The following is a 25,520-nucleotide window of genomic DNA, read 5'->3' as shown; positions in this document are numbered from 1 at the left end:
CACGGGTGACGGCGCCTCCCACCCCACCGGGTCTAGCCGATCAGCGATGGCCGCAGGTCGCGCAGGGTGCGGAAGTGCGTCATCCGCGTCACCCCGATCGCCGAGACCAGCAGCGCGATCAGCAGCCACAGCCCGAGCACGCCCGCGTCCGCCCAGGCGGTGGCGGGGTTGCCGCCGTACATGAGCTGGCGGATCCCGTCGACCGCGTACGACATCGGCAGCACATGGTGCAGGGCGGCCAACGGGCCTGGCAATGTCTGCCAGGGGAAGGTGCCTCCCGCGGTCACGAGCTGGAGCACCATCAGGACCAGGCCGAGGAACTGCCCGACACTGCCCAGCCACACGTTCAGCGCCAGGATGATGGCGGCGAACGTCAGCGACGCCAACGCCATGAGTCCGTACATCCCGACCGGGTTCTCGATGCGGAAGCCCAGGGCGCCGGCCACGATCGCGAACAGCCCGACCATCTGGATGGCGCCGAGCAGACCCGGCGTGAGCCAGCCCGCGAGGGTGATCTTGACGGGCGAGTGCAGCGCCGTGATCGCGCGGCGCGAGACGGGCTTCACGATGAGGAACAGCGCGTAGATGCCGATCCAGCCGGCCAGGGCGACGAAGAACGGAGCGAGTCCCGCGCCGTACGTGCCGGCGGAGGTGATGCTGTCGTTCTTCAGGTTGACCGGGTCGGAGATCGTCGACGCCTGCTTCTTCTGCAGCTCGGGGGAGTTGTCCGGGATCTGCTTCACGCCGTCCTGGAGGCCGTTGCTCAGGGTGGTGGTGCCGTCGTGGAGCGTGGTGAGTCCGTCGCGCAGCTGTGCTGCACCGCTGGCCGCGGTGCCCGCACCGCTGGCGAGCTGGGTCGCACCGGCCTGGGCCTGCGCCGATCCGCTGGCGACCTGCGCCGCGCCTCCCGCGACCTGGTCCGCGCCCGCGGAGAGCTGGTTGATCTTGCCGACGGCTGCCTGGATCTGGTCGTTGCCGTTTTGAACCTTGGTGTCGAGGTCGCCGAGGACGGCCTTCACCTGGTCGAGCTGCTCCTGGGTCGCACCGGCCGCGGCGAGCCGGGCCAGCAGGTCCTGCTGCGCTTGGGGTGCGGCGGTCGCGAGGTCGGCCGCGACCTGCCCCGCCTCATTCGCCTTGCCCGCGAGCTCCTTGTTGCCGGAGGCGACCTGGGCAGCGCCGTCGCTCACCTGCTGGGCGCCCGAGGCGAGCTGTCCCAGCGAGTTGGCCAGGGTCTGCGATCCGCTCGCGAGCTGGGCCGTTCCGTCGGCGAGGGAGGACGCCCCCGACTGGGCCGTCGCGCTGCCGTCGACCAGCTGGTTCGCGCCGTCCGCGGCCTTCACCAGATTGGAGCGGATGTCGGAGAGCCCGAGGAGGAACTGCGCCGCGGCCTCCTGGTTGACCTGCTTGACGATGGAGGTGCGGATCTTCTCCGCCGCCTGGGTGCCGATCGTCGAGGCCAGGTAGCTGTTGGTGTCGTTGGTCGTGAGCGTCACGATCGCGCGGTGCGGGCTGTCGCCCGACGCCGACGCGAGCGCCGACGAGAAGTCGGACGGGAAGGTGATGCTGAAGTCGTACTTCGAGTCGTCGACGCCGCTCGCCGCGGACCCCGACTTCACCCGGTGCCAGTCGAACGAGCCGTCCTCGATCAGCTGGTCGGCCACCTGGTCGCCGTAGTTGATGTCCTTGCCGTCGACCGTGGTGCCGGTGTCGTCGACCACGATCGCGGCCGGGATCTTGTCGAGGTTCGCGTACGGGTTCTGGTTCGCCCACAGGTACAGGCCGCCGTAGAGCACGGGCACGGCCATGAGGGCGATGAGCGCCACGATGGCCATCGGGTTGGCGGTCAGGCGGCGGAACTCCGCCGCGATCATCTGCGGGATCTTCATGCGTTCTCCACGATCAGGTCGGGAAGGTCATCGGTGTCGTCGCGGCCCGGGTCCTCGTCGAAGGTCGCGGGTGCGGAAGCGGTCTCGTCGAGCCGCGAGACGAGGGAGGCGGCGGCGATCGCCGCGGCGGAGGCGTCGCCGGCCACGACGAGCACGGCGATGCCGCGGCCTGCTAGCTCGCGGGCGAACGTCCACCATTCGCTCGGGTCGCCGCCGTGGCGGTCGGGGGAGACGATGACGAGACCGTCGACGCCCTTCCGCATCAAGGCGAGTTCGGCGAGCAGCCGGATGCGCACGGTCGGCGGCACCGTGCCGATGTCCCAGCGCGCGTACTCCGACGCGTCCAGCTCGCTGAGGCGCTTGTTGACCGCGATCGGGTGGGAGGCGCGGCCGGCGAACATGAGCTCCTCCGCCACGATCCCGGCGACCGTCACATCGGCGGCGGGCTCGCACACGTCGGGCGCGTCGATGAGGGCGATGCGCCGGCGCATGGCGCGGTAGTCGGTGGCGCCGTCGATCGTGACGACCCCGGCGTCCGGGCGCATCCGGCCCGAGGCGATCAGGCCGAGCACGGTCGGGCGCTGCTCGGTCTCGGCGCGCGCGAGCACGGCCTGACCGTTGGCGAAGGCGACGCTGGTCGGCGGCAGGGCGGCGTTGCGCGGGCCCTTCGCGACCGAGTCGAGGGCGATCTTCATCGGTTCTTCTCCGGGGTGGATACGGGTGCGGGTGTGGATGGGAGTGCGGGTTCGGGGGTGAAGGCGAGTTCGGGCGTGCTGTCGATCAGCGCGTCGGCCTCCTGCCAGCCGAGGCCCGCCGCGCCGAGGCCGGCCAGCATGACCAGCCGGTGCCCGGCCGCGCGGGAGAATCCGGCGCGCGTGGCCTCGTCGAGGACGGCGACGGCCGCGTTCTCGATCAGGCGGGTGACGGTCTCGCGGTCGAGGTCCGTGCGCACCTGGCCCGCGGCCATCCCGCGCTCGACCGTGGAACGCAGGCGCTCGCGAGCCGGGTCGAGGGCGGTGGCCACCATCTGGCGGTGCGGGCCGCGCACGGCGAGGGCGGCGCTGACCCGGATGTGCTCGACCTCGGCCCAGAGCGTCGCGCCGAAGAGCGCGATCTCGACGCGGGCGTCGGGATGCGACACCGGGTCGAGTAGGGCGGCCAGCCGGGCGGCGCCGCGCGTGAAGACGTCGACGAGCAGGTCGTCGCGGTTGGCGAAGTGGCCGTACAGGGCGCGGCGGCTGAGGCCGGCGCGCGCGGCGATGGTCTCGAGGGAGGCGTCGATGTCCTCGTTCAGGGCCGCCGCGGCGGCGACGAGGAGGGCCTCCCGGTTCGCGGCGGCATCGCGTCGCGGAGCACGGGCGGGGGAGGCGGTCATGCGACGATCTTACGCTTCTTGCACACCGCTGTGCAACTTAGTGCGGCGCCCGCGCCCGAGGTTCACGAAGTGGCGCCCATTCCGGTGGAATGAGCGCCACTTCGTGAACTTCGGCGGACCGACAGCCTCAGGCCGCGCGGGAGTGCGCGGGCGGCGGAGTCGGAGGGGGCGGTGGCGCAAGCGGAGCGCGCGGGTGCGACCGTGGCGCGAGATCGGCGAGGCGGACCGACCGACGCGCGGCGACCGCGGCGAACAGCAGCGCGAGCGCACCCACCGCGCACAGGAGCAGCAGCCCGACGTCTCCCCACGCGCCTCCGGCGTCGCCGGACGCAATCGCGCGCAGCCCCGACAGCGCGGGGGCGGTCGGCATGGCCGCGGCGAGGGAGGCCACCGCCGGCGGCACCGTGGACGACATCCCGGACACCAGAGCCAACAGGCCGACGACGAGCGCGAGCAGCCGGCCGACGCCGCCGAACGCCGCGGCCAGCGCCTGGTTGATGAGGCAGAAGACCGCGCCGACGAGCGCGCCGACGAGGGCGAGTTCGAGCCACAGGTCGGGCCGGAGGCCGAGCCACAGCTGCGCGAGCGCGGCGGCGAGCACACCCTCCCCGGCGCCGACGAGCGCCGTGACCCCGGCCGCCCGGAGCGTGATCGTCAGCGAGGGCGTCGTGGTCATCAGCTCCCGGTCGGGCACCGCTCGCCGTGCGTACGCGGTGGCCATGGCGCCGACCCAGAGCGCCAGCACCAGGAACAGCGGCACGGTTGCGACCCCCGCCGGCGGCGCCTTCTGCGTCGCGGCGACGGGCTGGGCGACGACCGCCGTCAGCGTGGCGATGTCCGAGGGCGAGTAGGTCGGGATGTCGGTCACCGCCGTGGTGAGACCGCTGCTCAGCTGCTGCGCGCCCGCGTCCACCTGAGCGGCGCCCGCTGCCGAGGATGCGGCGCCGCTGCTGAGGGAGGCCGCTCCGCTGCTGGTCTGCGCCGTCCCGGACGCCAGCTGCGCGGCCCCGGTGGCGGACTGATCGATGCCGTCGACGACCTGGGGCAGGGCTGCGGCGAGCTGCTGGTTGCCCGTGGCGACGCCGTCGGCGACGGTGGCGAGCGTCCCGACGTCGGCGTTCGCCTGCTGCAGCGTGGTGAGCGCGTCGGTCACCGCCGCGCATCCGGGCCCGGGGCACACCTGTGCCTGCGCCTGGGCGAGGGAGGCCGTGGCGGCCGACACCTTCGCGGCCGCGGCATCCGTCGCCCCGGCGACAGCGGTCGCGCCGCGTGCGAGCTGCGCGGACTGCGCAGGCAGCGGCGCCGTCTGATCGCTCAAGAGCGAGAGCCCGGAGGCGAGGGACTGCGCGCCGGCATCGACCGACTGCGCGCCGGTCGCGAGGCTGGCGGCCCCCGCGGCGAGTTGCTGCGTGCCCTGTGCCAGCGTGTCGGCTCCGCTCGCCAGGCTCGTCGCCCCGGAGGCCGCGCCGCCGATCTGCGTGTTGATCGTGTTGAACCCCTGGTAGACGTTGCCGAGGTACTGCACGGTGAGCTGCCGGCCGAGCGCGGCGGTCGCCGTCTGCGTGATCGCGGCCGTGAGTGCCGGGTCGAGCAGGGCGACGGCGGCCCCGGTCCGGACCGTGATCGACGCCTGTTTTGCCTCCGCAGCCGGTCCCGAGAACGAGAGGGCGTTCGCCGAGAAGGAGTAGGGGATCGTCACGACCGCGGCGTAGTTCCCGCTGGCCAGGCCCTCTCCGGCTTCCGCATCGTTCGTGAGCACCCAGTCGAAGTTCTGCGGATCCGCGGCGGGCGGCGCCTCGGCCGGGACGGGCGCCGGGCTGGAGTTCGGCGTGCCGCTGGGCGCGGGTGTGCCGGTCGGTGCGGGCGTCCCCGTCGACGTCGGCCCGTCTCCCGAGACCGTCGCTGATCCTCCGCTCATCAGCGCCGCGGCGAACTGCCGTCCGAGTGGGACGGTCTGCCCGTTCACAGTGACGGGGGTGTCGTCGTTGACGATGGCGGCGGTGACACGGTCCAGGTTCTGCCCGGGCGCCCAGAGGGCCCAGGCCAGCACGCCCGCGACGATCAGGGGCACCAGGGCGAGGCCGGTGAGCGTGAGCGGCGCGAGCCGTTCGGTGCCCGCTCGGGCCGAGAAGGGGGTGCGTCTCATGGCTGGGGCTCCGGTTCCGTGAGGAGGGTGGAGGTGGTGACGTGCCGCACCGCGCCGAGCGGGACCAGCCCGTCGAGGTCGGCATCGAGGCCGCCGCCGAGCACGATGGTGAGCGGTTCCCCGGCGTCGCGCGCGTCCGTCCACGCGCGGTCGAGGGCGACGGCGAGTTCAGCGCGCGCCTGCGCGCCCGCGGTCCGGTCGGCGCCGTCGACGACCAGGATGCGCGGGTCGCCGCGCAGCGCGACGCGCACCGCCGCGATCGGATCGGCACCATCGCCGACCCGGGCCACGCCGACCCGAGCACGAACCGCACTCCGACGGACGGGGAGCAGCATCCCGGCGACCTTGAGCCGTCCGCCGGACACCGGTCCGCGGCCGGCGAGACCGTAGAGGGCGGCGCCGACCGCGGTGGCATCGGCCTCCCGGATCACCAGCACGTCCCCGGCCGGCACCATCGCATCCACCGTTGCGAGCGTGTGTTCGTGGCCGCCCATCTGCGCACCTTCCGCCGCGATGGCGATGCGGTCGCCGGGCTCCGGCCAGTCGGCGGCGTCGAGCTCGCGCTGCAGCGCCTCCCCCTCGATGTCGAAGTGCGGGAGGGCGCGGTCCAGCCAGAGCGGCATCCACCAGGCCGCGCGCCCGAACAGCACGAGCACGGCCGGGATGAGCGTCATGCGCACGATGAAGGCGTCGACCACCACGCCGACCGCGAGACCCACGGCGATGGGCTGGATCGACGCGTCGCCTTCCGGGATGAATGCGGCGAAGACGGCGAACATGATCGCGGCGGCCGCCGTCACGACGCGCGCCGAACCGGCGAACCCGCCGTGCACCGCCTCGCGCGGCGCCGCCCCGCGCACGTGCTCCTCCCGCATCCGGCTGGCGAGGAACACCTCGTAGTCCATCGCGAGCCCGAAGAGCACGCCCATCAGGATGATCGGCATGAAGCTGATCACCGAGCCGACGTGGGCGATGTGCAGCGGGCCGGCCAGCCAGCCGGTCATGAAGATCAGGCTCGACACCCCGAAGGCGGCGCCGATGCTGAGCAGGTAGCCGAGCGCGGCCGTCACCGGCACCACGATCGAGCGGAACACCATCGCCAGCAGCACGAGCGAGAGCCCGACCACGAGGAGCGCGAACGGCAGGAGCGCGCCGGCGAGCTGTGCCGAGATGTCGATGCCGGCTGCGGTGTAGCCGGTGACGGCGAGATCGATCCCGTACTCGCGCTCGAAGTGGTCGTGCATCGAGCGGAGAGAAGCCACCAGGGCTTGTGTCTGCTCCGAGTCCGGTGCGCCCGTCGGCACCACCTGGGCGATGCCGGTGTCGCCGTCGGGGTTCGGGGTGGCGAGCGGGACGGCCGCGACCCCCGGCACCGTGCGCAGCTCGGCAGCGAGGTCGTTCATCAGGCCGACCGGGTCGGAGCTGCCGATGACGGAGCCCGTGACGATCAAGGGTCCGTTGTAGCCCGGGCCGAAGTGGTCGGCGACCAGGTCGTAGGTGATGCGGGCGGGCTCCTGCTCGTCGAGTGACCCGGCATCGGGGAGGGAGAGCCGCAGCGACGCGGCGGGGAGGGTCGCCAACCCGAGCAGCACGACGACGCCGAGTACCGTGACGAGCGGCCATCGGGTGACCGCGCGCACCCAGCCGAGGGCGACGGGGTGCTCGGACCGCGGGCGTCGCGGTGCGGCCGCGCGTTTGGCCGCGCGCTTCGCCTCTCGACTCGCGACCCGCTTCGACGGCCGCACCGGCTCCCGGCGGTACCGCCGCGCCACCACCCTCATCCCGCCGAACCCGAGCAGCGCCGGCGTGAGGGTCGTCGACAGCAACACGGCGATCGCGACACCGAGGGCTGCCGCCACGCCCATCGTCGTCAGGAACGGGATGCCGGCCACCGCGAGTCCGAGAAGCGCGATGATCACCGTGACCGCCGCGAACACGACCGCGGAGCCGGCCGTGGCGACGGCGCGCGCGGCGGACTCCTCCGGCGGCATCCCGTGCTTCACCTGCTCCTGGTGCCGGGAGATGATGAACAGCGCGTAGTCGATCCCCACTGCCAGGCCGAGCATGAGCGCCAGCAGCGGCGTGGTGGAGGCGATGGTGAGCCAGTGCGTGGCCGCGAAGATCAGCGAGAGCGAGATGAGCGAGCCGAGCAGGGCCGTGACGAGCGGCATCCCTGCCGCGACCACCGACGCGAACGTGAACAGCAGCACCACGAAGGCGATCAGGATGCCGACCAGCTCGGTCACGCTGATCCCCGCCGCCGACTGCGAGAACACCTGACCGCCGACCGCGACCTGCGAGCCCGACGGCAGCTGCTTCAGGAGGTCCTTCCCGGCCTGCTGCAGCGCATCCATCGTCGACGGCGCGACCGCCGTCTGCGCGACCGCGAGCTGGATGGGCACGAGCGCCGCCGACCCGTCGGAGCTGAGGTTCCCGCTCGACGGTCCCGAGTAGGGGGAGGAGGCGCTCGTGACCTGCGGGATCCGCGCGATCGCGGTCACCGACTGCTCGACCGCGGACTGGAACGCGGAGTCGTCGACACTCCCGCCCGGTGGAGCGACGGCGATCAGCTGGGCCGACGCGCCGCTCACTTCCGGGAAGGTGCGGGCGAGCGCGTCGAGCGCCTCCTGCGATTCGGTCCCCGGGATGCTGAACGTGTTGTCCGTCCCGTGGCTCAGCAGCGCGCCGCCCGCGCCGATCAGCACCGCGACCAGCAGCCACAGCGCGAGGACCCTCCGGCGCCGCCGGAAGGCCATCCGGCCCAGCGCGTACAGGAAGGACGCCACGGCGCCAATGTAGAACTTTCCTCAGTTCCGCGGCAATGGCCCGCGCACCGCGCCCGGCCTCGACGTCACGTGGACTCGCGCACCACCAGCCGTGGGGGCGACACCGGCCGCAGGTCCTCGTCGAGCCCGAGGGCGAGGGCAGCGGCGTGGGCGCCGAGCTCCCGGCCCGAGTGGTGCACGGACGTGAGGGGGACGACGGCCGAGATGGAGTCGTCGATGTCGTCGTAGCCGATGATCGCGAGATCCTGCGGGATGCGGAGCCCGCGACGGAGGGCCGCGGTCTCGAGGGCGAGGGCCAGGAGATCGTTGGCGCAGATCGCGGCCGTCGCGCCGTCGAGGTCGTCGAGCAGCGTCTCGGCCGCACGGAGTCGGGACGCCATGTCGTTGCCGGCGGCATCGAAGCGGGTGATCTCGACCGACGCGCCGGCGACCCGGATGGCCTCCTGGATGCCGTCGAGGCGTTCGGCGATCTGGGGTGCGGCGCCCGGGCCTCCGAAGAAGACGCAGCGTCGGTGCCCGCGCTCGAGGAGATGCTGCATCGCGAGATAGCCGGCGAGCGGGTTGTCGATGTTCACCGAGATGTACTCGTCCGAGTGTGCGCCCACGAGCACGACGCGCGCTCCGCTGTCCTTCACCAGCTGCAGGGGCTCCCCCTCCGCCGTCATCGCCATCGTGATCGCGCCGGCCACTCGCATTTCGGCGAGCACCTGGGCGAACCGCTGCTCGCGGTCGAGGTCGCCGTCGGTGTTGCAGGTGATCACGATGTGGCCGCGCTCGAGGGCCACATCCTCGATGCCCCGGCTCACTTCGGCGAGGAACGGGTTGGAGAGATCGGGGACGAGGAACGCCAGAGCCGGGCTGCGGGCTCCCTGCATCACGCGCACGGCCGCGTTCGGGATGAAGCCGAGCTCGTCGATGGCGGCGCGGATGCGCTCCGCGGTCGCGGGTGCGATCGGCTTGGTGTCGTTGAGGAAGTTCGACACCGTCCCGACGGAGACGGCCGCCCGTTCGGCGACGTCGCGGATGCTCGATCGTGCTGCCACCGCTGCCCCTCCTCTCTCGCGGAGAGCCGGTCGGCGCATCCGTACGTTGACAGGATAGCGGCATCGGTGAAATGATTCACCACATCGACGGTGAAATGGTTCACCGCGTCGCCCGCAGTCCGTTCGAAGGAGAACCATGACGACACTCGCCCCGACCGATCTCAACCCTTCGGTGCGCGATCGCATACAGGGATGCTGGCTCGGCAAGGCCGTAGGAGGGACGCTCGGCCAGACCTTCGAGGGACTCTCCGGCCCGCTCGACGCCGACTTCTACTTCCCGGTGCCCGACGAGATGGTGCCGAACGACGACCTCGACCTGCAAGTCGTCTACGCGGCGGTGCTGGACGCGCTGGAGGCGCCTCGCGTCGACCGGCACATCCTCGCCGACGCCTGGCGGAAGCACGTGCTCTTCCCCTGGAACGAGTACGGCGTCGCCGTGCGCAACCTCGCCGAGGGGCTCGAACCGCCCTACACCGGCTCGTACGACAACTGGTTCACCTGCGGAGAAGGCGCAGCGATCCGTTCGGAGATCTGGGCATGCCTCGCGCCGGGCGACCCCGACCTCGCCGCGGCCTACGCCTACGAGGACGCCTGCTTCGACCACGACGGCGACGGCGTGTACGCAGCGCAGTTCCTCGCCCGCCTCCAGTCGCTCGCCTTCGTGGAGTCCGACGTCGACACGCTCATCGACGGCGCTCTCGCCGGCATCCCGGCAGACAGCGGCATCGCCTCCGTCGTCGTGGACACTCGTCACTGGGCGCGGGATCATGACGACTGGCGCGACGTCCGAGCACTCATCGTCGAGAAGTACGGAAGCCAGGACTTCACGGATGTCCGTCAGAACACCGGGTTCGTGATCCTCGGGTGGCTGCACGGCCGGGACTTCTCGGAGGCCATCCTCATCACCAACAACTGCGGAGAGGACTGCGACAGCTCGACCGCTTCCGTCGGCGCGCTGCTCGGCATCCTCGACCCGAGCGGGATCGAGGACCGCTGGCTGGCGCCGATCGGGAACGACCTCGTCCTGAACTCCGAGATCGTCGACCTCGAGCACCCCGCCACCCTCGACGAGTTCACCGACCTCGTGCTGAGCCTCGGCAGGCGGCTCGGCGGCGCCGCCCCTATTGCGACGAGCGAGCCGTTCGACCCGGCGACCCGGCGCATCCCGGTGCGCATCGCCCACTTCAACACCGTCTTCTCGGCGGAACGGTGGGAGCAGCGCGACCAGTCAGAGCTGCCGCAGATCGGCGGCCCGCTCCCTGAGCTCGACTATGCAGACGCGCACCTGCCTGGCACCTGGGTGCGCACGCCGCGCTCCGAGTTCGAGGACCGCCTGCTCATGGTCGAGTACACGCTCGACGGCCGCGGCCGGCCCGACGTCCGGCTGATGGTCAACAGCAGCGAGGACTACCGCGTCTGGCTGGACGGCGAGTTCCTGCACGGTGCGCAGGGCAGCGCCCTGTTCTTCCCCGCACCGCACATGGCCCCCGTCGGCCAGTACGTCGACTTCGGACTCGCCGAAGGCTCGCACACGCTGTCGATCGCGTTTAAGCGCCCACCGCAGCATCGGGAGACGGCCGAGTGGGTCGTCGCCCTGGTCGAGCGCCCGAGCATGCTCTGGATCGAGAACGCCCTCCGCCCCTGACCCCTCCCGCACCATCCCCTACAACGAAGTAATGGAGACAGCATGGAATCCCGCACCCGCAAGTGGCTCACCAGGGCGATCGCGGCCGCCGCGGCCGCGACCGTCGCGATCGGCGGCATGACCGCCTGCTCGTCGAGCGGCTCGTCCGACACCTCCAGCGGCAAGACGACCGTCAACTGGTGGTCGTGGAACCCGGACGACACGCAGGACAAGCAGTGGATCACGGCGTTCGAGAAGGAGCATCCGGACATCACGATCAAGCACCGCTTCATCCAGTACAGCGACTACGTCAACGCGGTGCGACTGGCCGCGACCAGCAACTCCGGCCCCGACGTGTTCGGTCTGCAGGTCGGGGCGCTGACCACGCAGTTCGCTCCGCTGGCCGTCGACCTCGCTCCGCTCGCCGCGAAGAACATCGGCGCCGACTGGAAGGACCAGCTCCTCGAGACCCAGCAGCTCGCCGTCGACGGCAAGCAGGTCGGCCTCCCCTGGATGATCACCGGAGGCGGCCTGCTCTGGTACAACAAGAACATCCTCGACCAGGCCGGGGTGCAGCCGCCCACCACACTCGCCGAATGGAAGGACGCCTGCGCGAAGATCACAGCCCTCGGCAAGACCTGCTTCGTGCAGGGCGCGAAGGACGACTGGGTCAACATCGACGTCTACCAGTCCATCGTCAACCAGATCACGCCCGGTACGTTCTACAAGGCCGTTCTGGGCAAGGCGAAGTTCGACAGCGCCGACTTCGTCAAGGCGTTCGATGTCTGGAAGCAGCTCTTCGACGACGGCATCGTGCAGCCCGGCGCCCTCGGGCAGACGGAGTACCCGGACGTCAGCGACATCTTCAGCAAGGGCGACGCGGCGATGATCGCCCTGGGCACCTGGAACGACGACCACATGACGAAGCCGACCCTCGCCTCCCTCGCCCCGACCTACGGCGATCAGATCACCTCCCAGGTGTTCGTTCCCGTGGCCTTCCCCGACGTCGTCGGCGGAGCGAAAGAGACCGGGCGGCTCTTCGGCGGACCGGACGTCGGTTGGGCCATCTCGGCCAAGAGCAAGGTCAAGGACGCGGCCTTCACCCTCGTGCAGTGGCTGACCTCCAGCAAGACGGCCCAGACGATGATCGGGAAGACCCTGCAGACACCGGCGCTCAAGTCGGTGCCCGTCGACGCGAGCGAGCTGGCAGCGCCCGACGTGCAGAAGCCCGCTCTGGAGGATCAGGCGAAGCAGATCACCGACCTGATCGGCGCTCGCCAGATCCAGGACGCGGACGTGCAGACCGCGCTCGGCCAGGCGCTCTCCTCCGTCGCGAGCGGGCAGATGAGCTCGGAGGACGCTGCGGCCAGTGTGCAGAAGGCCATCGACGCCATCGCGAAGTAGTCGTCACCGGACCAGGAAGGACGGGGTGCCCGCGCACGCGGGCACCCCTCGGAAACGCACATGACAACGACCGTCACTGAACGTCCGCACCGCGTCGATCCGGCGCCTCCCGGCGGGTCGCGGGCGCCGAGGCGCCGCCGGCCCGCGCTCCGTACCATCGGACAGAGACCGCTCACCCCGTGGCTGTACATCCTCCCCGCCCTCCTCCTGGTGGTCGGGATCATCTACGTCGGCATCGGCTACACGGGATGGGTCTCCACCCTCGACTGGAACGGCATCGACGACAGCCAGAAGCCGATCGGCTTCGGCAACTACATCGCCATCGCGCAGGATCCGGTGTTCTGGACCGCCGTCGGGCACGTCGCGGTCTTCGGCGTCATCACCGTCGTCATCCAGATGGTGCTGGGACTCGTGATGGCCGTGCTGCTCGCCAGCGACTCGGTGCGGGGCCGGGCGATCTACAAGATCGTCATGTTCCTCCCCGTGGTGCTCGCCCCCGCGGCCGTCGCGACCGCGTTCCGCGAGATCATGAGCCCGGACGGCGCGCTCAACCAGCTTCTCCGGTCGGTCGGCATCGACGCGCACACCGCCTGGCTGGCCGACCCCAACATCGCGCTCTACTCGATCGCCGCCATCAACATCTGGCAGTGGACGGGCTTCAGCTTCCTGCTCTACCAGGCCGCGATCTCGCAGCTCGACCAGAGCCTCTTCGAGGCGGCGGCGATCGACGGTGCCGGCGGTCTCCAGATCGTCCGGCGCATCCTGCTTCCCCAGCTCAAGGGCACGCACGCCACCCTGGCGCTCACGGGATGCATCGGCGCGCTGAAGACCTTCGACCTGGTGTACCTGACGACCGGGGGAGGCCCCGGGCGCAGTACCGAGTTCCTCACCACCTACATCTACAAGCAGGTCGTCGAGCAGTATCACGCGGGCTACTCGGCGGCGCTCTCGATCGTGCTGCTGGTGATCGCCCTCATCTTCACCTCGATCCAGATCCGCGCCTACCGCTTCGGAGAGGACTGACATGTTCGGACGACCGACGACCCTGTCCCGCATCGTCTGCCAGCTGGCGGCGACCCTCATCGCCCTCCCGTTCCTCCTGCCGCTCGTGGCCATCGTCGCCAAATCGTTCGAAGGGGAGGGGGCGGCGGCGAACTACCTGGCCGTGCTGACCAAGACGCCGTTCCTGCAATCGATGGGCAACAGCCTGATCATCTCGGCCGGTGTCATCGTGCTGGTCTACGTCTTCACGATGCTCGCCGCGTATGCCTTCGGAAAGATGGAGTTCCCGGCCAAGAAGCTCGTCTTCAACGCCATCCTGGTCGGGCTCGTGCTGCCGACGATCGCGTTGATCGTGCCTCTGTTCGTGATGGTCCAGCGGCTGGACCTGTTCAACAACTACCTCGCCGTGATCATCCCGTTGGCGACGACCATCGTGCCGTTCACCCTGCTGCTGACCCGGAACTACATCGCCGGGATCCCCGAGGAGGTGCTGGAGGCCGCCCGCATCGACGGCTGCAACAGCTTCAGTGCGCTCGTCCGGATCGTGCTCCCCCTTGCGAAGCCCATCACGGCGGTCCTGATCGTGTGGACCTTCCTGCAGGCGTGGAACGAGTTCTTCCTCCCACTGCTCTTCCTGCCGGATCCGTCCATGCAGACCGTGACGACGATCCCGCTCTACTTCACGAGCACGTACGGGTCGGATCAGCCCAAGATCTTCGCCGCTCTCGTGCTGATCTGCCTGCCCATCGTGATCGCCTACCTGAGCCTGCAGAAGTTCTTCGAGAAGGGCCTGTCGGCGGGAGCGATCAAGTAGCGACTGCGGCCAGGAACCCCCCGGACCGGCCCCGCACACGGGTCGCGATAGGATCGAGTGCAGCGGTCGTCCGTGTGACGCACCGGTGCGCCCATCCATCGAGAGGACGTGGACAGTGCCCGCGATCGTGATCATCGGAGCCCAGTGGGGCGACGAAGGCAAAGGCAAAGCGACCGACCTCCTCGGCAGCCGCATCGACTACGTGGTCAAGTTCAACGGCGGCAACAACGCCGGGCACACGGTCGTCGTCGGCAACGAGAAGTACGCGCTCCACCTGCTTCCGTCGGGGATCCTGACCGAGGGTGTGACCCCGGTCATCGCCAACGGCGTCGTCGTCGACATCGAGGTGCTCTTCGAGGAGCTGGACGGCCTGATCGCCCGCGGTGTGGATGTCTCGCGCCTCAAGGTCTCGTCCAACGCGCACGTGATCACGCAGTACCACCGCACCATCGACAAGGTGACCGAGCGCTTCCTGGGCAAGCGCCAGATCGGCACCACCGGTCGCGGCATCGGCCCGACCTACGCCGACAAGATCAACCGCGTCGGCATCCGCATCCAGGACCTCTTCGACGAGAACATCCTGCGCCAGAAGGTCGAGGGCGCCCTCGACCAGAAGAACCACTTGCTGGTGAAGGTCTACAACCGCCGCGCGATCTCGGTCGACGAGATCGTCGAGCAGCTGCTGAGCTACGCGGAGCGCCTGCGCCCGATGGTCGTCGACTCCTCGCTGCTGCTGCACCGCGCCCTCGAGGAAGGCAAGTACGTGCTCTTCGAGGGTGGCCAGGCGACCATGCTCGACGTGGACCACGGCACGTACCCCTTCGTCACCTCCTCCAGCTCGACGTCGGGAGGTGCGGCCATCGGCTCCGGCATCGGCCCGAACCGCATCGACCGCGTCATCGGCATCGTCAAGGCGTACACGACCCGTGTCGGCGCCGGCCCGTTCCCGACCGAACTGTTCGACGAGTGGGGCGAGTTCCTGCGCGAGCGTGGCTTCGAGTTCGGCACCACCACGGGCCGTCCGCGCCGCACCGGCTGGTACGACGCCCCCGTCGCCCGATACACGGCGCGCATCAACGGCGTCACCGACTTCGTGCTGACCAAGCTCGACACCCTCACGGGCATCGAGCGCATCCCGGTCTGCGTCGCCTACGACGTGGACGGCGTGCGGATGGACGAGGTCCCGGCGTCGCAGAGCGACTTCCACCACGCCGTGCCGATCTACGAGGAGTTCCCCGGCTGGACCGAGGACATCAGCGGCGCGCGCACGTTCGACGACCTGCCCAAGAACGCCCAGGACTACGTGCTCACTCTCGAGCGCATGTCCGGTGCGCGCATCTCGGCGATCGGCGTGGGCCCGGCCCGCGACGAGATCGTCGTGCGCCACGACCTCGTCGACTGAGCCGAGCCGGCCCGAGGTTCACGTCGTGGCGGTCATCGCTGTACGAATAGCCGCCACGACGTGAACTTCGCCGTCAGAACCAGGTGCTGAGGCGCGGCGGCACGGCCGTGCGGAACAGCCCGTCGAGCGCGGTCACGTCGCCCTGGATCTTGCCGGCGACGCCGAGGGCGCGCGCGAAATCGTTGCCCAGGTAGACGCTGCCGAGCGAGGCGACCGGCAGGGTCACGTCTGGCGCGTCCTCGGTCGGCGTCACGGTCGCGACCCCGTCCGTCACGGACAGCCGGAAGCGGCCGCCGGCCAGGCCGAGGTCGTCGGTCACGTCGAGCACCAGCTCGCCGTCGCGTTCGTAGCTGCGAGCCGCGAGCGCGGCGGGGACGTCCAGGATGCGCACCCACAGGTGGTCCTGGATGCCCGCGACGGCCGCACCGCGGACGTCGGACACGAGAGCGGGCAGCGGCTCGTCGATGCCGCGGGTCCACGCGTGCACCTCGGCGACGAGGTCGAGCTCCAGCAGGAATCGCCAGAGCGCGGTGAGGGCCTCATCGGTCGTGGCGGCGAGGTGGTTGACCTCCACGGTGTGCCGGGTGAAGTCGTCGTGCTCCTTCACGACGAAGCTCACGAAGCCCTCGGGCTCACCGGCCGGCGAGTCGTAGCGCACGAGCCGGTAGCGCTCCGGGTTCTCGCTGCTCTTCGTGGGCCCGATCAGACGATCGGACAGGTACGGGGTGAGCCCGATCTCGCCCGCGCGAGCGGCCATGACGGCATCGAGCACGGCACGCCCGGTCTCCCGGTACTCGTCCGGCTCGGTGAAGGACAGCCGGCCGCCCGTCGGAGCACCCGCCCAGCGCACCCGCTTGGTGTCCACGCGCCATTCGCTGACGAAGGTCGCCGGGCCGAATCCCCAGCGTCCGTAGATGACCGACTCCGAGACCGTGAGGATGGCAAGGGGCAACCCGAGCGCGTGCGCGGTGCGCAGTTCGCCGCCGAGCAGGGCACGCGCGATACCGCGGCGCCGATGCGTCGGAGCGACGGTCACCGAGCTGATCGCCCAGCTGTCGGCGAGGGTGCCGCCCGGGACGGTCAGCGGTGCGACCCACGAGTTCACGGTGCCGACCGGCTCCCGCGACGGGAGGTCGTCGTCGTACACGGCGGTCGTGCGGCGGTCGGCGAGGTTCTCCCGCGCCTCCTGCAGCGCCTCCTTCGACGGCGCGCCGCTGTGGAATCCGCGCTGATCGGCCCGCAACCACGTGTCGAACGCTTCCGCATCGGTCGTGTCGACCAGCGCGAGCCGCAGGCCCGCCTCCTCGATCTCGTGGGCGGACTGCTCGTCGACGGGCGCGTTCTCGTAGCTCTGGTTCACCTCTCCACCGTACCCACCGGCCCTCCTCCGCCGCGAGGACGTGGGTGGAGCTTGGCGCAACCCGGGCGTTCGAATAGACTGGACACACACCCCCGGATACTTCGGTTACCGGTTAGAAGGCCCCAGGAGACTGGGGCCTTCGGAACTTAATCCCATGCCGCCGGTCGATGGAATCGCCCAGTCTCGTCCTTGAGAACGCGGGGGAACTGGCTCGACGCGAGCGCCTCCGGAGTCACATGCGACACGAAATCCGGGGACGTCTGCATCAGTTCCTTGGAGCCTCGCGACGACTCCATCGGAAAGATGATGCCGGTGGAGAAGCCGAGTTCGTGTTTCAGCATCCGTAACGGGCCCGCCTGATCTGAATCGTTCGAGAGCAGCACGAAGATGTCGGCTTTTCGCAGAAAGGCATCGGCCACCATCCGTGAGGCAAGGTTCACGTCCGAGCCCTTCTCTTCGAGCTTCTTGACGGCCGTCGTCCGCCACTTGCCTGTGGCCGGATCGAGCTCGACGGGGTGAACGGGCATGTCCCGTTTGTCGTTGCGGAAACTCCCGAAATGAAGCGAGATCTGCTCCCGACGCGTCCGCAGCGCTCGGAGATACATCTGCTGCCGCACCGGAGTCTGCGGATCGAACTGGATGCGAGCCATTTGTGCTCGGGATGAGACGACAGACAGCGGCGGTACAGATTGAATCCATCGACGTATACACGTGCGGTGGGTCTCGTCATGAAATATGACATTACCCGAGGGTCGATCCGTCGGAAGGATGACGCCGGGCGGCGAGGATGACGCCGTCGTCCGATGTGCGGCGCGCCGGTCGCGGCGAGCATGGAGGCATGAACGCATTCGTCCCCGCCCCTCCGGTGCTCAGCGCCTCCGGGCTCACCAAGACCTACGGCTCCGCCGCGGCGCTCGCCGGGGTGGATGTCGCCATCGCCCCGGGCGAGTCCGTCGCAATCATGGGCGCATCCGGCTCGGGCAAGACCACCCTCCTGCACTGCCTGGCCGGCATCGTCCGCCCCGACACGGGATCCGTCGTGCTGGCGACCGCGCACGGTTCGGTGGAGGTGACCGCGCTCGGGGAGGCCGAGCGGTCGCGCCTGCGCCGGGAGGCGTTCGGCTTCGTCTTCCAGCAGGGCCTGCTGCTGCCCGAGCTCACCGCCGTCGAGAACGTCGCACTGCCGCTCATGCTGGCCGGGGCGCCGCGCGCGGCCGCCGAGCAGGACGCCGCCACCTGGCTGGCGGCGCTCGGTCTCGCCGGGATGGAGCAGCGGCGCATCGGCCAGCTCTCCGGTGGACAGGCGCAGCGCGTCGCCATCGCGCGTGCGCAGGTCGGGGGCGCATCCGTGGTCTTCGCGGACGAGCCGACCGGCGCCCTCGACTCGCGGACCTCCGCCGAGGTGATGGATGCGCTCATCGCCTCCACCACCGGTCGCGGTCGCAGCCTCGTCGTCGTCACCCACGACGACGGTGTGGCCGCCCGCTGCTCCCGCGTCCTCCGCCTGGCGGACGGGCGCATCGTCGACGAGGCACGCACGCGGACGGAGGAGTCGCGATGACGACCCTCCGCCTGGCCTGGCTGTTCGCGCGCCGCGGGGCCGCGGACCGCTCCACCATCGCGCTCCCCGTGGTCGCGTTCGCGATCGTCACAGCCCTGCTGCTCATCGTCGCGGGCGGCGCCCAGGCCTTCTTCTCGTGGACCGACGATTTCGCCCCGGTCTACCAGGGCCTCGCGGTCATCGCGCTCGCTCTGCTCGTCGTCCCGCTGATCGCCCTCGGAGGATCGGCCGCCCGCCTCTCGGCGCGACGGCGCGACGACCGTCTCGCCGGACTGCGTCTGCTCGGGGCGACACCCGGAACGGTCACCGCCCTCACGGTGATCGAGTCGACGATGCTCGCCGTGGCCGGCGCCCTCGTCGGCGTCGTGCTCTCGCTCGCCCTCGCGCCGCTGGTGGGGCTCATCCCGTTCCGCGGCGAGCCGCTGGGGATGTCCATCCTGCTCGGCCCCGGCTGGATCGCGCTCGTCGTGCTCGGCGTCGGAGCGCTCGCGGCCCTCAGCGCCGTCATCGGTCTGCGCCGGGTGGTCCTCTCGCCGCTGGGAGTCCGCACGCGCCAGGACGCGCCGCGCACCCACTGGGTCCGGGTCGTCGTCGCGGTCGTCGTGATCGGAGTCGTGTACGGCGCGATGAGCGCGCTCGGCAGCTTCGGCGGAGTGGCGATCATCCTCGGCGTGCTGGGCGCCGGCTTCGGCGGAGCCGTCGCCGTGCTGAACCTCGTCGGGCCGTGGGTGCTCCGGATGCTCGCCTCGCGTCAGGCGCGCCGCGCGCAGACACCGCGCCGCCTTCTCGCCGCCCGCACGATCCTCGAGTCGCCCAAGGCGGCGTGGCGGCAGGTCTCCGGCGTCGCGATGACCAGCTTCATGGCCGTCTTCGCCGGTGTCGGCATCGCGCTCCTCGGCGCGGTAGGGGACACCGACCCGCAAAGCGCCCAGCTCGTCGCCGACATCCGCACCGGCGTTCTGATCACCGTGATCGCGTCGTTCCTCATGGTCGCCTGCTCGGCGGGCGTCAACCAGGCGGCCGCCATCCTGGACCGCCGCGACCTCTACGTCAGCCTGGACCGGCTCGGGATGCCGGTGAGCGAGATGAACGCCGCCCGCGGCCGGGCCGTGCTCTCGCCGCTGCGCATCACCACGGTCGGCTCGGCGCTGGTCGCCGGTGTGGTGGTGTTCCCGCTCGCCGGGCTCAGCCTCATCCTCGCCCCGGCGAGCGTCGCGGTGATCGTCGGCTGCCTGGCCGCCGGCATCGGGCTGGTCTGGCTCGCTCTGCTCGCGACCCGTCCGGTGCTGACGCGGGTGCTCGCGGAGCCGTCCCCCAGCCTCTGACCCGATAGGGTCGGAGCATGGGTGACACCGAGTCAGACGACGCCGCCGTTGAGCGGCTGCACAGCATCCGGCAGAGCATCGACAACATCGACGCCGCGGTCATCCACATGCTGGCGGAACGCTTCAAGTTCACCCAGCAGGTCGGCGCGCTGAAGGCCGAGTACGGCCTCCCCCCGGCCGATCCCGAGCGGGAGCGCGAGCAGATCCAGCGACTGCGCGCGCTCGCCGAGGAGAGCCATCTCGACCCGGCGTTCGCGGAGAAGTTCCTGAACTTCATCATCGCCGAGGTCATCCACCACCACGAGCGCATCGCCACCGAGAGCGGCAAGTAACGCCGTGGTGTGGGATCCGACAGCGCTGCCGGACGCCATCGGCCGCACCGTCGTCATCACCGGCGGCAACGCCGGCGTCGGCTACTTCACGGGCGAGCAGCTGGCGCGGGCCGGCGCCCGCGTCGTGCTCGCCTGCCGCGACCCCGAGCGGGCGGAGGCGGCCGTCACGGCGATCCGCCGCCGCGTCCCCGGCTCCCGGGTGGAGGCCATGCCCCTCGACGTCACGGATCGCGCGTCGATCGACGCCGCGGCCGAGCACCTCCGCGAGCGGGAGCGGGTGGATGCCGTCGTGCTGAACGCGGGCATCGTGCACCCGCCTCGGGAGCGCGAGACCGACGCGGTCGGCAACGAGCTGGTGCTCTCGACCAACGTGCTTGGTCACGTGCGGCTCGTCGCCGGGCTGCTGTCGGTGCTGGAGCGCACTCCGGGCTCGCGCATCGTGTCGCTCGGCTCGCTGGCGACCCGGCTCGGGAGTCTGCGGATCGACGACCTCCAGCTCGAGCACTCCTACACGTCGTGGCGGGCCTACTCGCGGTCGAAGATCGCCGCGCAGGCCTTCGGCTTCGAGCTCGACCGGCGGCTGCAGGCGGCCGGCAGCGGCATCAGCAGCATCGTCGTGCATCCCGGCTACTCCACCTCGGGGCGCACGCCCGGGATCCGCGGCGTCAACCAGCCGACGCGGGTCAAGCGGTTCGTGGACAACCTGCAGGCCGGGTGGACGCAGGGCAAGGACCACGGCGCCTGGGCTCCAGTGCGCGCCGTGCTCGACCCGGAACTCACCGGCGAGGACTACATCGGCCCGGTTGGCCGTACCAAGGGCATCCCGACGCACCTGCACCCCACCCGGGCGTCGCGTTCACCTCGCGTGGGCGAGCGGCTGTGGCCGTTGCTCGAGGAGGCCGCGGGCGTCGAGCTGCGCATCGGCTGACGCGCGCGCGGAGCGTGGGCGCCGGCGGGGGCGCCGACCTGCGCAGGCGGCGCGCTATTCCGGGACGACGGTGATGGAGAGCAGTCGCTGACCCTCGGGCACCGCGGCGCGGAGGGCGTCGCGGGCGGAGGCGTAGTCGGCGCCCGCGGCCTCGATCTCGGTCACCGCCGCGGGGCGCATGACGCCCGTCGCGATCACGCGGCCGCCGCGCGGCATGGCGTTGTGCACCCGGAGCAGTTCGAAGCCCTCGGGCACCTGCTCGTCGACCAGGGCCCGCGCCGTCTCGGCGTCGTCCGCCTCGGCGACCAGCTCGCTCGTCTCGCTGCTCTGCACCATTCCGCGGACCTTCATGCCTCCACGCTATCGCCTTATACACCCGCACTGTTGACGCGTCTCCCAGTCGGCGTTCAGACCGCTGGAGTGGGCTGAGCCCATGGAAATCGCATACACCGCCATCGCCCACGCCTCCGGTGGAGGCCGCGACGGGCACGTCCGCAGTGAGGACGACCTGATCGATCTCGACACCCGTCCGCCGAAGGAGCTCGGCGGCTCCGGCGAGGGCACGAACCCGGAGCAGCTCTTCGCCGCCGGATACGCCGCCTGCTTCCTGAGCGCCCTGCACGCCGTGGGTCGCGCCGAGAAGCAGAACACCACCGACGCCGGGGTCTCCGCCAGCGTCGGCATCGGCCCGAACGGCGAGGGCGGCTTCGCCCTGGAGGTCGAGCTCGACGTCTACGTGCCCAACGTCAGCCGCGAGGTCGCCGAGGAGCTCGGCGAGAAGGCTCACCAGGTGTGCCCGTATTCGAACGCGACGCGTGGCAACATCCCGGTGAAGATCACCATCGTCGACTGACGAGGCGATACCCCGCGAGAGGTGAGTCGTTGCGGGTTCCGGCAGCCCGGGACCCGCAACAACTCACCTCTCGCGCGTCGGCTCAGACCGCGACGCGACCGACCTTCTCGGTCTTGTCCCACCGGGCCTCGGCCCCGGCGAGCTCCTTGAAGTAGGAGTCGAGCGTGATCGCGCAGAGCAGCGATCCGTACCCGGCCAGGTAGATGAAGACCGGCGCCAGCCAGCGGAGGCCTTTCCGCTTCCCGACCACCCGAGCGAGCCAGGCGACGAGCATCGAGAACGGGATCCAGATGTAGATCAGCAGGGTCAGGACGAAGAGGGTCGATTCGCTCAGAGTGACGCCGAAGAGGCCGGGCAGCCGGACGAGCATCAAGGTGGGGAAGAGCGCGGTGACCATCACGAGCATGTTGATGATGCCGGGGAACAGGATCACATGGCCGAGCGCCCGCCCCGTGGTCCTGCTGTCCGTCAGCGAGCCGAGGATGAGCACGAACAGATAGGCGAGCGCTGCACTGATCCACAGCGCGCGGAACACCCCCGTCGCGAAGGGTGACTGCAGGAAGAGCAGTCCGGTCAGGCCGATGGCGGAGAGCACCATGATCAGCGGCAGCAGCCACAGGCTGAACCAGACGATGCCGAAGGTCCACGCACCCAGGTGGTGCTGCTTCGACGGCCGGAACCAGACCTTCGAGTAGCGGGCCGTGACCGTCACATTGCCCCGGGCCCAGCGCAGCCGCTGCTTCCAGAGGGCGTCGACCCGGCTCGGCTCCTCGGCCAGCACGTGCGCGTGCGGCTCGAAGACGACCTTGCGGCCGTTCAGCTGCGTCTCGAAGGTGGTGATGGTGTCCTCGGCGAGGGACGAGGTGTCGATGCGGCCGCCGATGGCGACGAGGTTCTCGCGGGTGTGCAGCTGGGCGCCGCCGGCGAGACACGCTTGCGCTCCGAGCACGTTCTGCGCGCGGCGGGCGGCGGGCTGTGAGAGCACGTACTCCACGCCGATGAACTTGGTGAGGTAGTTGCGCCCGACGCTGCTGCCCTCGCGGATGTACGCCGAGACGGCGCCCACCTCGGGGTCGGCCAGGTGCCGCGTCATGCGCCGGAGGGAGTCGGGCAGGTAGATGACGTCGGCGTCCATGACGAGGAGCGCCTCCATCCAGTCCTCCTCCAGGATGCGGCTGATGCCGTGGTTGAGGGTGTGCGCCTTGCCCTGGCCGCCCTGCTCCCGCCGGAGCAGGAAGACGTTGCCGGGGTACTGCTCGGCGCGGCTGCGGACCACATCCGGGGTGTCGTCGGTGGAGGCGTCGTCGACGACATAGATGCGCAGCGCCTCCTTGGGGTAGTCGAGCTTCATCAGCCGGTCCACGGAGGCGCCGATCACGGCGCCTTCGTTCCAGGCCGGGACGACGATCGCCACGCGCGGGAGGTACGGCGCCGCCTTCTTGTAGTGGTTGATCCAGGCGTGGAACGGGATCACGAAGAAGGTCGCCGCTGCGGCGATCACCGGGATGAAACCGGTCAGGGCGAGGACCAGGCACACGATCACGCCGATCCATTGCAGAACGCCCACGACATCCACCAGGAAACTCCCCTCGTCTACCCGCAACCCTACAGCGGGAGCGCCCCCGGACAGCGGAAAGCGGGCCCCGTCGGTGGACGGGACCCGCTTGTGCACAGGGCGCTATGAGCGGGGTGCTCCGAGGGAGCCGCCCGCGGCCAGCTTCATGAGGTCCGAGCTCAGGTCGATGCCGAACTCGTCGCCGCCCGCCGAACCGAACTCGTGCTGGTAGTGGTCCCAGGAGGCGTCCGTGATCTTGGCCTCCACCTCGCTCTCCATGAGAACGACCAGCTCGCGCGCGGCCCGGTCGATCCGCTTGCCCAACGACTTGTCCTGCCAGTCCTCGGTCGACGCGAACACCGACGTCGGGGTGGTCATCGTGCGCAGGAAGGCGAACATCGAGCGCATCTGCTCGTCGACCACGAGCGCGTGCCGGGCGGTGCCGGCGGTCGCGCCGAGCACGACCGGCTTGGCGATGAGGAGGTCGTTGTCGATCACCTGGAAGAACGACGTGAACAGTCCGCTCGGCCCGGCCTTGTAGACCGGCGCGGTCGCGATGATGCCGTCCGCCGCCTTCAGCGCGTCGATCGCCTTCGTGAACTTCGGCCCGAGGTGCCCGGAGGCGAGCGCGCCGGAGAGCTCCGGCAGCAGCTCGCGCAGGTCGAGGTGCTGCGTCTCGACGGTGCGTCCGTCGCGCTGGGCGGCGGCCTCCACGCGCAGCGCCAGCCGGTCGGCCAGCATCTTGGTGGACGACGGGTCGCTGACGCCGGCGTTCACCACCACCACGCGGAACGGGCGCTGATCGGTGTTCGTCATCATGTCCTTCTCTCGATCTCAGGCCGCCTCGCTCAGAGCGACGGGTAGCTGGCCTGGAACTGCTCCTCGGTGTCCTGGTAGGGGGAGGCGCCGGTCACGTTGTCGCCGCGGTTGGCGTTGGGGCGCGGCTGGCGGGGCTCCGCGTCGCCGTACTTGGCGGCGACGAGCGAGGCGTGCGTGGGGGCGTCGGGCGCCTCCGGGTCCTTGCGGGCCTCGGTCTCCTTGCGGAGCACGGGGATGACCTCCTCGCCCAGCAGGTCGAGCTGCTTGAGCACGGTGCTGAGCGGCAGGCCGGCGTGGTCCATCAGGAACAGCTGGCGCTGGTAGTCGCCCGCCCACTCGCGGAACGTCAGCGTCTTGTCGATGACCTCCTGCGGGCTGCCGACGGTGAGCGGGGTCGCCTCGGTGAACTCCTCCATCGTCGGGCCGTTGCCGTAGACGGGGGCCTCGTTGAAGTACGGGCGGAACTCGTTCTTCGCGTCCTGCGAGTTCTTGGCGATGTACGCCTGGCCGCCGAGCCCGACGATGGCCTGCTTGGCGGTGCCGTGGCCGTAGTGCTCGAAGCGCTCGCGGTAGAAGGCGATCAGGCGCTGGTAGTGCTCCTTGGGCCAGAAGATGTTGTTCGCGAAGAAGCCGTCGCCGTAGTAGGCGGCCTGCTCGGCGATCTCGGGCGTGCGGATGCTGCCGTGCCACACGAAGGGCGGCACGTCGTCGAGCGGGCGCGGGGTGGAGGTGAAGCCCTGCAGCGGGGTGCGGAAGCGCCCCTCCCAGTCCACGACGTCCTCGCGCCACAGGCGGTTGAGGAGGTTGTAGTTCTCGAGGGCGAGCGGCAGGCTCTGGCGGATGTCCTTGCCGAACCACGGGTAGACCGGGCCGGTGTTGCCGCGGCCGAGCATCAGATCCATGCGCCCCTTGGAGAGGTGCTGGAGCATCGCGTACTCCTCGGCGATGCGCACCGGGTCGTTCGTGGTGATGAGGGTCGTGGAGGTCGTGACCGTGAGGGTCTTCGTCAGGGCCGCGATGTGCGAGAGCAGCGTCGTGGGCGACGAGGAGAAGAAGGGCGGGTTGTGGTGCTCGCCGATGGCGAAGACGTCGAGGCCGACCTCCTCCGCGTGCTTGGCGATCGTGACGATCCCCTCGATGCGCTCCGCCTCGCTGGGGGTGTGACCCGAGACCGGGTCGCGGGTGATGTCGCTGACGGAGAAGATTCCGTACTGCATGGCTGGCTCCTTGTGGTTTTCGTCTCGCCGTTTCTATGCAAACGCATATAACGCACGCGCGGCCGGAGTATTCCCGGCCTCCAGTCTG

The 25,520-nt window shown here is 70.3% G+C and carries 22 protein-coding genes; 10 read left to right on the top strand and 12 right to left on the bottom strand.

The window, feature by feature from the left end:
* Window positions 1-32 precede the first annotated feature (32 nt).
* The 6 genes from FHX33_RS17610 to FHX33_RS17585 form a co-directional block, all read right to left on the bottom strand.
* The gene (locus FHX33_RS17610) at window positions 33-1,886 is read right to left on the bottom strand and encodes a YhgE/Pip domain-containing protein (RefSeq protein ID WP_021765276.1); all 1,854 of its coding nucleotides are present in this window, start codon (window positions 1,884-1,886) and stop codon (window positions 33-35) included.
* Entirely contained in the window at window positions 1,883-2,581 is a 699-nt protein-coding gene (locus FHX33_RS17605; RefSeq protein WP_021765277.1) for a hypothetical protein, read from the bottom strand. The genes FHX33_RS17610 and FHX33_RS17605 overlap by 4 nt, the downstream gene beginning before the upstream one ends.
* Entirely contained in the window at window positions 2,578-3,261 is a 684-nt protein-coding gene (locus FHX33_RS17600; RefSeq protein ID WP_021765278.1) for a TetR/AcrR family transcriptional regulator, read from the bottom strand. Before FHX33_RS17600 ends, FHX33_RS17605 begins: the two co-directional genes overlap by 4 nt.
* 127 nt (window positions 3,262-3,388) lie before the next feature.
* Window positions 3,389-5,407 carry a hypothetical protein gene (locus FHX33_RS17595; RefSeq protein WP_183428796.1) on the bottom strand — a complete coding sequence of 673 codons (2,019 nt, stop codon included), beginning with the start codon at window positions 5,405-5,407 and terminating at the stop codon, window positions 3,389-3,391.
* Window positions 5,404-8,193: an MMPL family transporter gene (locus FHX33_RS17590; RefSeq protein WP_183428795.1), complete on the bottom strand. Its 2,790-nt coding sequence runs from the start codon at window positions 8,191-8,193 to the stop codon at window positions 5,404-5,406. The genes FHX33_RS17595 and FHX33_RS17590 overlap by 4 nt, the downstream gene beginning before the upstream one ends.
* A 65-nt stretch (window positions 8,194-8,258) precedes the next feature.
* On the bottom strand, window positions 8,259-9,236 hold the full coding sequence (locus FHX33_RS17585; RefSeq protein ID WP_021765368.1) for a LacI family DNA-binding transcriptional regulator: 978 nt from the start codon (window positions 9,234-9,236) through the stop codon (window positions 8,259-8,261).
* Between the two features lie 136 nt (window positions 9,237-9,372).
* Here FHX33_RS17585 and FHX33_RS17580 point away from each other — a divergent pair, with 136 nt between their 5' ends.
* From FHX33_RS17580 to FHX33_RS17560, 5 genes are all read left to right on the top strand, one after another.
* A complete protein-coding gene (locus FHX33_RS17580; protein WP_021765367.1) occupies window positions 9,373-10,881 on the top strand; it encodes an ADP-ribosylglycohydrolase family protein in 1,509 nt (502 codons plus the stop codon).
* Window positions 10,882-10,923: 42 nt separating this feature from the next.
* Window positions 10,924-12,264 carry an ABC transporter substrate-binding protein gene (locus FHX33_RS17575; RefSeq protein ID WP_021765366.1) on the top strand — a complete coding sequence of 447 codons (1,341 nt, stop codon included), beginning with the start codon at window positions 10,924-10,926 and terminating at the stop codon, window positions 12,262-12,264.
* Between the two features lie 60 nt (window positions 12,265-12,324).
* On the top strand, window positions 12,325-13,287 hold the full coding sequence (locus FHX33_RS17570) for a carbohydrate ABC transporter permease (protein ID WP_021765365.1): 963 nt from the start codon (window positions 12,325-12,327) through the stop codon (window positions 13,285-13,287).
* A 1-nt stretch (window position 13,288) separates the two neighbouring features.
* Entirely contained in the window at window positions 13,289-14,080 is a 792-nt protein-coding gene (locus FHX33_RS17565; RefSeq protein WP_021765364.1) for a carbohydrate ABC transporter permease, read from the top strand.
* 115 nt (window positions 14,081-14,195) lie between these two features.
* On the top strand, window positions 14,196-15,482 hold the full coding sequence (locus FHX33_RS17560) for an adenylosuccinate synthase (RefSeq protein ID WP_021765363.1): 1,287 nt from the start codon (window positions 14,196-14,198) through the stop codon (window positions 15,480-15,482).
* 73 nt (window positions 15,483-15,555) lie between these two features.
* Here FHX33_RS17560 and FHX33_RS17555 read toward each other — a convergent pair whose 3' ends face one another.
* The gene (locus FHX33_RS17555) at window positions 15,556-16,842 is read right to left on the bottom strand and encodes a GNAT family N-acetyltransferase (protein ID WP_021765362.1); all 1,287 of its coding nucleotides are present in this window, start codon (window positions 16,840-16,842) and stop codon (window positions 15,556-15,558) included.
* Between the two features lie 146 nt (window positions 16,843-16,988).
* Window positions 16,989-17,492: an NYN domain-containing protein gene (locus FHX33_RS17550; protein ID WP_021765361.1), complete on the bottom strand. Its 504-nt coding sequence runs from the start codon at window positions 17,490-17,492 to the stop codon at window positions 16,989-16,991.
* A gap of 188 nt (window positions 17,493-17,680) precedes the next feature.
* Between FHX33_RS17550 and FHX33_RS17545 the strand changes: the two genes are divergently transcribed.
* Genes FHX33_RS17545 through FHX33_RS17530 form a run of 4 tightly spaced genes read left to right on the top strand, consistent with a single transcriptional unit; the run spans window position 17,681 to window position 20,988 of the window.
* A complete protein-coding gene (locus tag FHX33_RS17545; RefSeq protein WP_183428794.1) occupies window positions 17,681-18,403 on the top strand; it encodes an ABC transporter ATP-binding protein in 723 nt (240 codons plus the stop codon).
* Window positions 18,400-19,728, top strand: a complete 1,329-nt coding sequence (locus FHX33_RS17540; RefSeq protein ID WP_021764189.1) for an FtsX-like permease family protein — start codon at window positions 18,400-18,402, stop codon at window positions 19,726-19,728. The genes FHX33_RS17545 and FHX33_RS17540 overlap by 4 nt, the downstream gene beginning before the upstream one ends.
* A 17-nt stretch (window positions 19,729-19,745) precedes the next feature.
* Window positions 19,746-20,060: a chorismate mutase gene (locus tag FHX33_RS17535; RefSeq protein WP_021764188.1), complete on the top strand. Its 315-nt coding sequence runs from the start codon at window positions 19,746-19,748 to the stop codon at window positions 20,058-20,060.
* A gap of 7 nt (window positions 20,061-20,067) precedes the next feature.
* Window positions 20,068-20,988, top strand: coding sequence for an SDR family NAD(P)-dependent oxidoreductase (locus tag FHX33_RS17530; protein WP_338092048.1), 921 nt, complete (start codon window positions 20,068-20,070; stop codon window positions 20,986-20,988).
* A 54-nt stretch (window positions 20,989-21,042) separates the two neighbouring features.
* On the opposite strand, the gene FHX33_RS17525 is transcribed toward FHX33_RS17530, so the two are convergent.
* Window positions 21,043-21,339 (bottom strand): hypothetical protein, encoded by a 297-nt coding sequence (locus FHX33_RS17525; protein WP_021764112.1) that lies wholly within the window; start codon window positions 21,337-21,339, stop codon window positions 21,043-21,045.
* A gap of 82 nt (window positions 21,340-21,421) precedes the next feature.
* On the opposite strand from FHX33_RS17525, the gene FHX33_RS17520 reads away from it, so the two are divergent.
* Window positions 21,422-21,841: an organic hydroperoxide resistance protein gene (locus FHX33_RS17520; RefSeq protein ID WP_021764111.1), complete on the top strand. Its 420-nt coding sequence runs from the start codon at window positions 21,422-21,424 to the stop codon at window positions 21,839-21,841.
* Window positions 21,842-21,923: 82 nt separating this feature from the next.
* Here FHX33_RS17520 and FHX33_RS17515 read toward each other — a convergent pair whose 3' ends face one another.
* From FHX33_RS17515 to FHX33_RS17505, 3 genes are all read right to left on the bottom strand, one after another.
* A complete protein-coding gene (locus FHX33_RS17515) occupies window positions 21,924-23,408 on the bottom strand; it encodes a glycosyltransferase family 2 protein (RefSeq protein WP_338092047.1) in 1,485 nt (494 codons plus the stop codon).
* A gap of 111 nt (window positions 23,409-23,519) precedes the next feature.
* Complete coding sequence (locus FHX33_RS17510; RefSeq protein WP_039923067.1) at window positions 23,520-24,212, bottom strand: CE1759 family FMN reductase; 693 nt, start codon at window positions 24,210-24,212, stop codon at window positions 23,520-23,522.
* 32 nt (window positions 24,213-24,244) lie between these two features.
* Window positions 24,245-25,432: an LLM class flavin-dependent oxidoreductase gene (locus FHX33_RS17505; protein ID WP_021764108.1), complete on the bottom strand. Its 1,188-nt coding sequence runs from the start codon at window positions 25,430-25,432 to the stop codon at window positions 24,245-24,247.
* Window positions 25,433-25,520 lie beyond the last annotated feature (88 nt).

Origin of the sequence: Leifsonia aquatica, from assembly GCF_014190775.1 — a bacterium.
GTDB lineage: Bacteria > Actinomycetota > Actinomycetes > Actinomycetales > Microbacteriaceae > Leifsonia > Leifsonia aquatica.
Note: the sequence above shows the minus strand (reverse complement) of the source record. Positions and strands in the feature narration are given on the sequence as shown.

What these genes read in the sequence shown, in the direction of transcription:
- FHX33_RS17520 (WP_021764111.1), top strand. Translation starts at nt 21,422, where the DNA reads ATGGAAATCGCATACACCGCCATCGCCCACGCCTCCGGTGGAGGCCGC.
- FHX33_RS17505 (WP_021764108.1), bottom strand. Translation starts at nt 25,432, where the DNA reads ATGCAGTACGGAATCTTCTCCGTCAGCGACATCACCCGCGACCCGGTC.
- FHX33_RS17570 (WP_021765365.1), top strand. Translation starts at nt 12,325, where the DNA reads ATGACAACGACCGTCACTGAACGTCCGCACCGCGTCGATCCGGCGCCT.
- FHX33_RS17545 (WP_183428794.1), top strand. Translation starts at nt 17,681, where the DNA reads ATGAACGCATTCGTCCCCGCCCCTCCGGTGCTCAGCGCCTCCGGGCTC.
- FHX33_RS17550 (WP_021765361.1), bottom strand. Translation starts at nt 17,492, where the DNA reads ATGGCTCGCATCCAGTTCGATCCGCAGACTCCGGTGCGGCAGCAGATG.
- FHX33_RS17595 (WP_183428796.1), bottom strand. Translation starts at nt 5,407, where the DNA reads ATGAGACGCACCCCCTTCTCGGCCCGAGCGGGCACCGAACGGCTCGCG.
- FHX33_RS17580 (WP_021765367.1), top strand. Translation starts at nt 9,373, where the DNA reads ATGACGACACTCGCCCCGACCGATCTCAACCCTTCGGTGCGCGATCGC.
- FHX33_RS17510 (WP_039923067.1), bottom strand. Translation starts at nt 24,212, where the DNA reads ATGACGAACACCGATCAGCGCCCGTTCCGCGTGGTGGTGGTGAACGCC.
- FHX33_RS17540 (WP_021764189.1), top strand. Translation starts at nt 18,400, where the DNA reads ATGACGACCCTCCGCCTGGCCTGGCTGTTCGCGCGCCGCGGGGCCGCG.
- FHX33_RS17575 (WP_021765366.1), top strand. Translation starts at nt 10,924, where the DNA reads ATGGAATCCCGCACCCGCAAGTGGCTCACCAGGGCGATCGCGGCCGCC.
- FHX33_RS17525 (WP_021764112.1), bottom strand. Translation starts at nt 21,339, where the DNA reads ATGAAGGTCCGCGGAATGGTGCAGAGCAGCGAGACGAGCGAGCTGGTC.
- FHX33_RS17565 (WP_021765364.1), top strand. Translation starts at nt 13,289, where the DNA reads ATGTTCGGACGACCGACGACCCTGTCCCGCATCGTCTGCCAGCTGGCG.
- FHX33_RS17535 (WP_021764188.1), top strand. Translation starts at nt 19,746, where the DNA reads ATGGGTGACACCGAGTCAGACGACGCCGCCGTTGAGCGGCTGCACAGC.
- FHX33_RS17610 (WP_021765276.1), bottom strand. Translation starts at nt 1,886, where the DNA reads ATGAAGATCCCGCAGATGATCGCGGCGGAGTTCCGCCGCCTGACCGCC.
- FHX33_RS17600 (WP_021765278.1), bottom strand. Translation starts at nt 3,261, where the DNA reads ATGACCGCCTCCCCCGCCCGTGCTCCGCGACGCGATGCCGCCGCGAAC.
- FHX33_RS17605 (WP_021765277.1), bottom strand. Translation starts at nt 2,581, where the DNA reads ATGAAGATCGCCCTCGACTCGGTCGCGAAGGGCCCGCGCAACGCCGCC.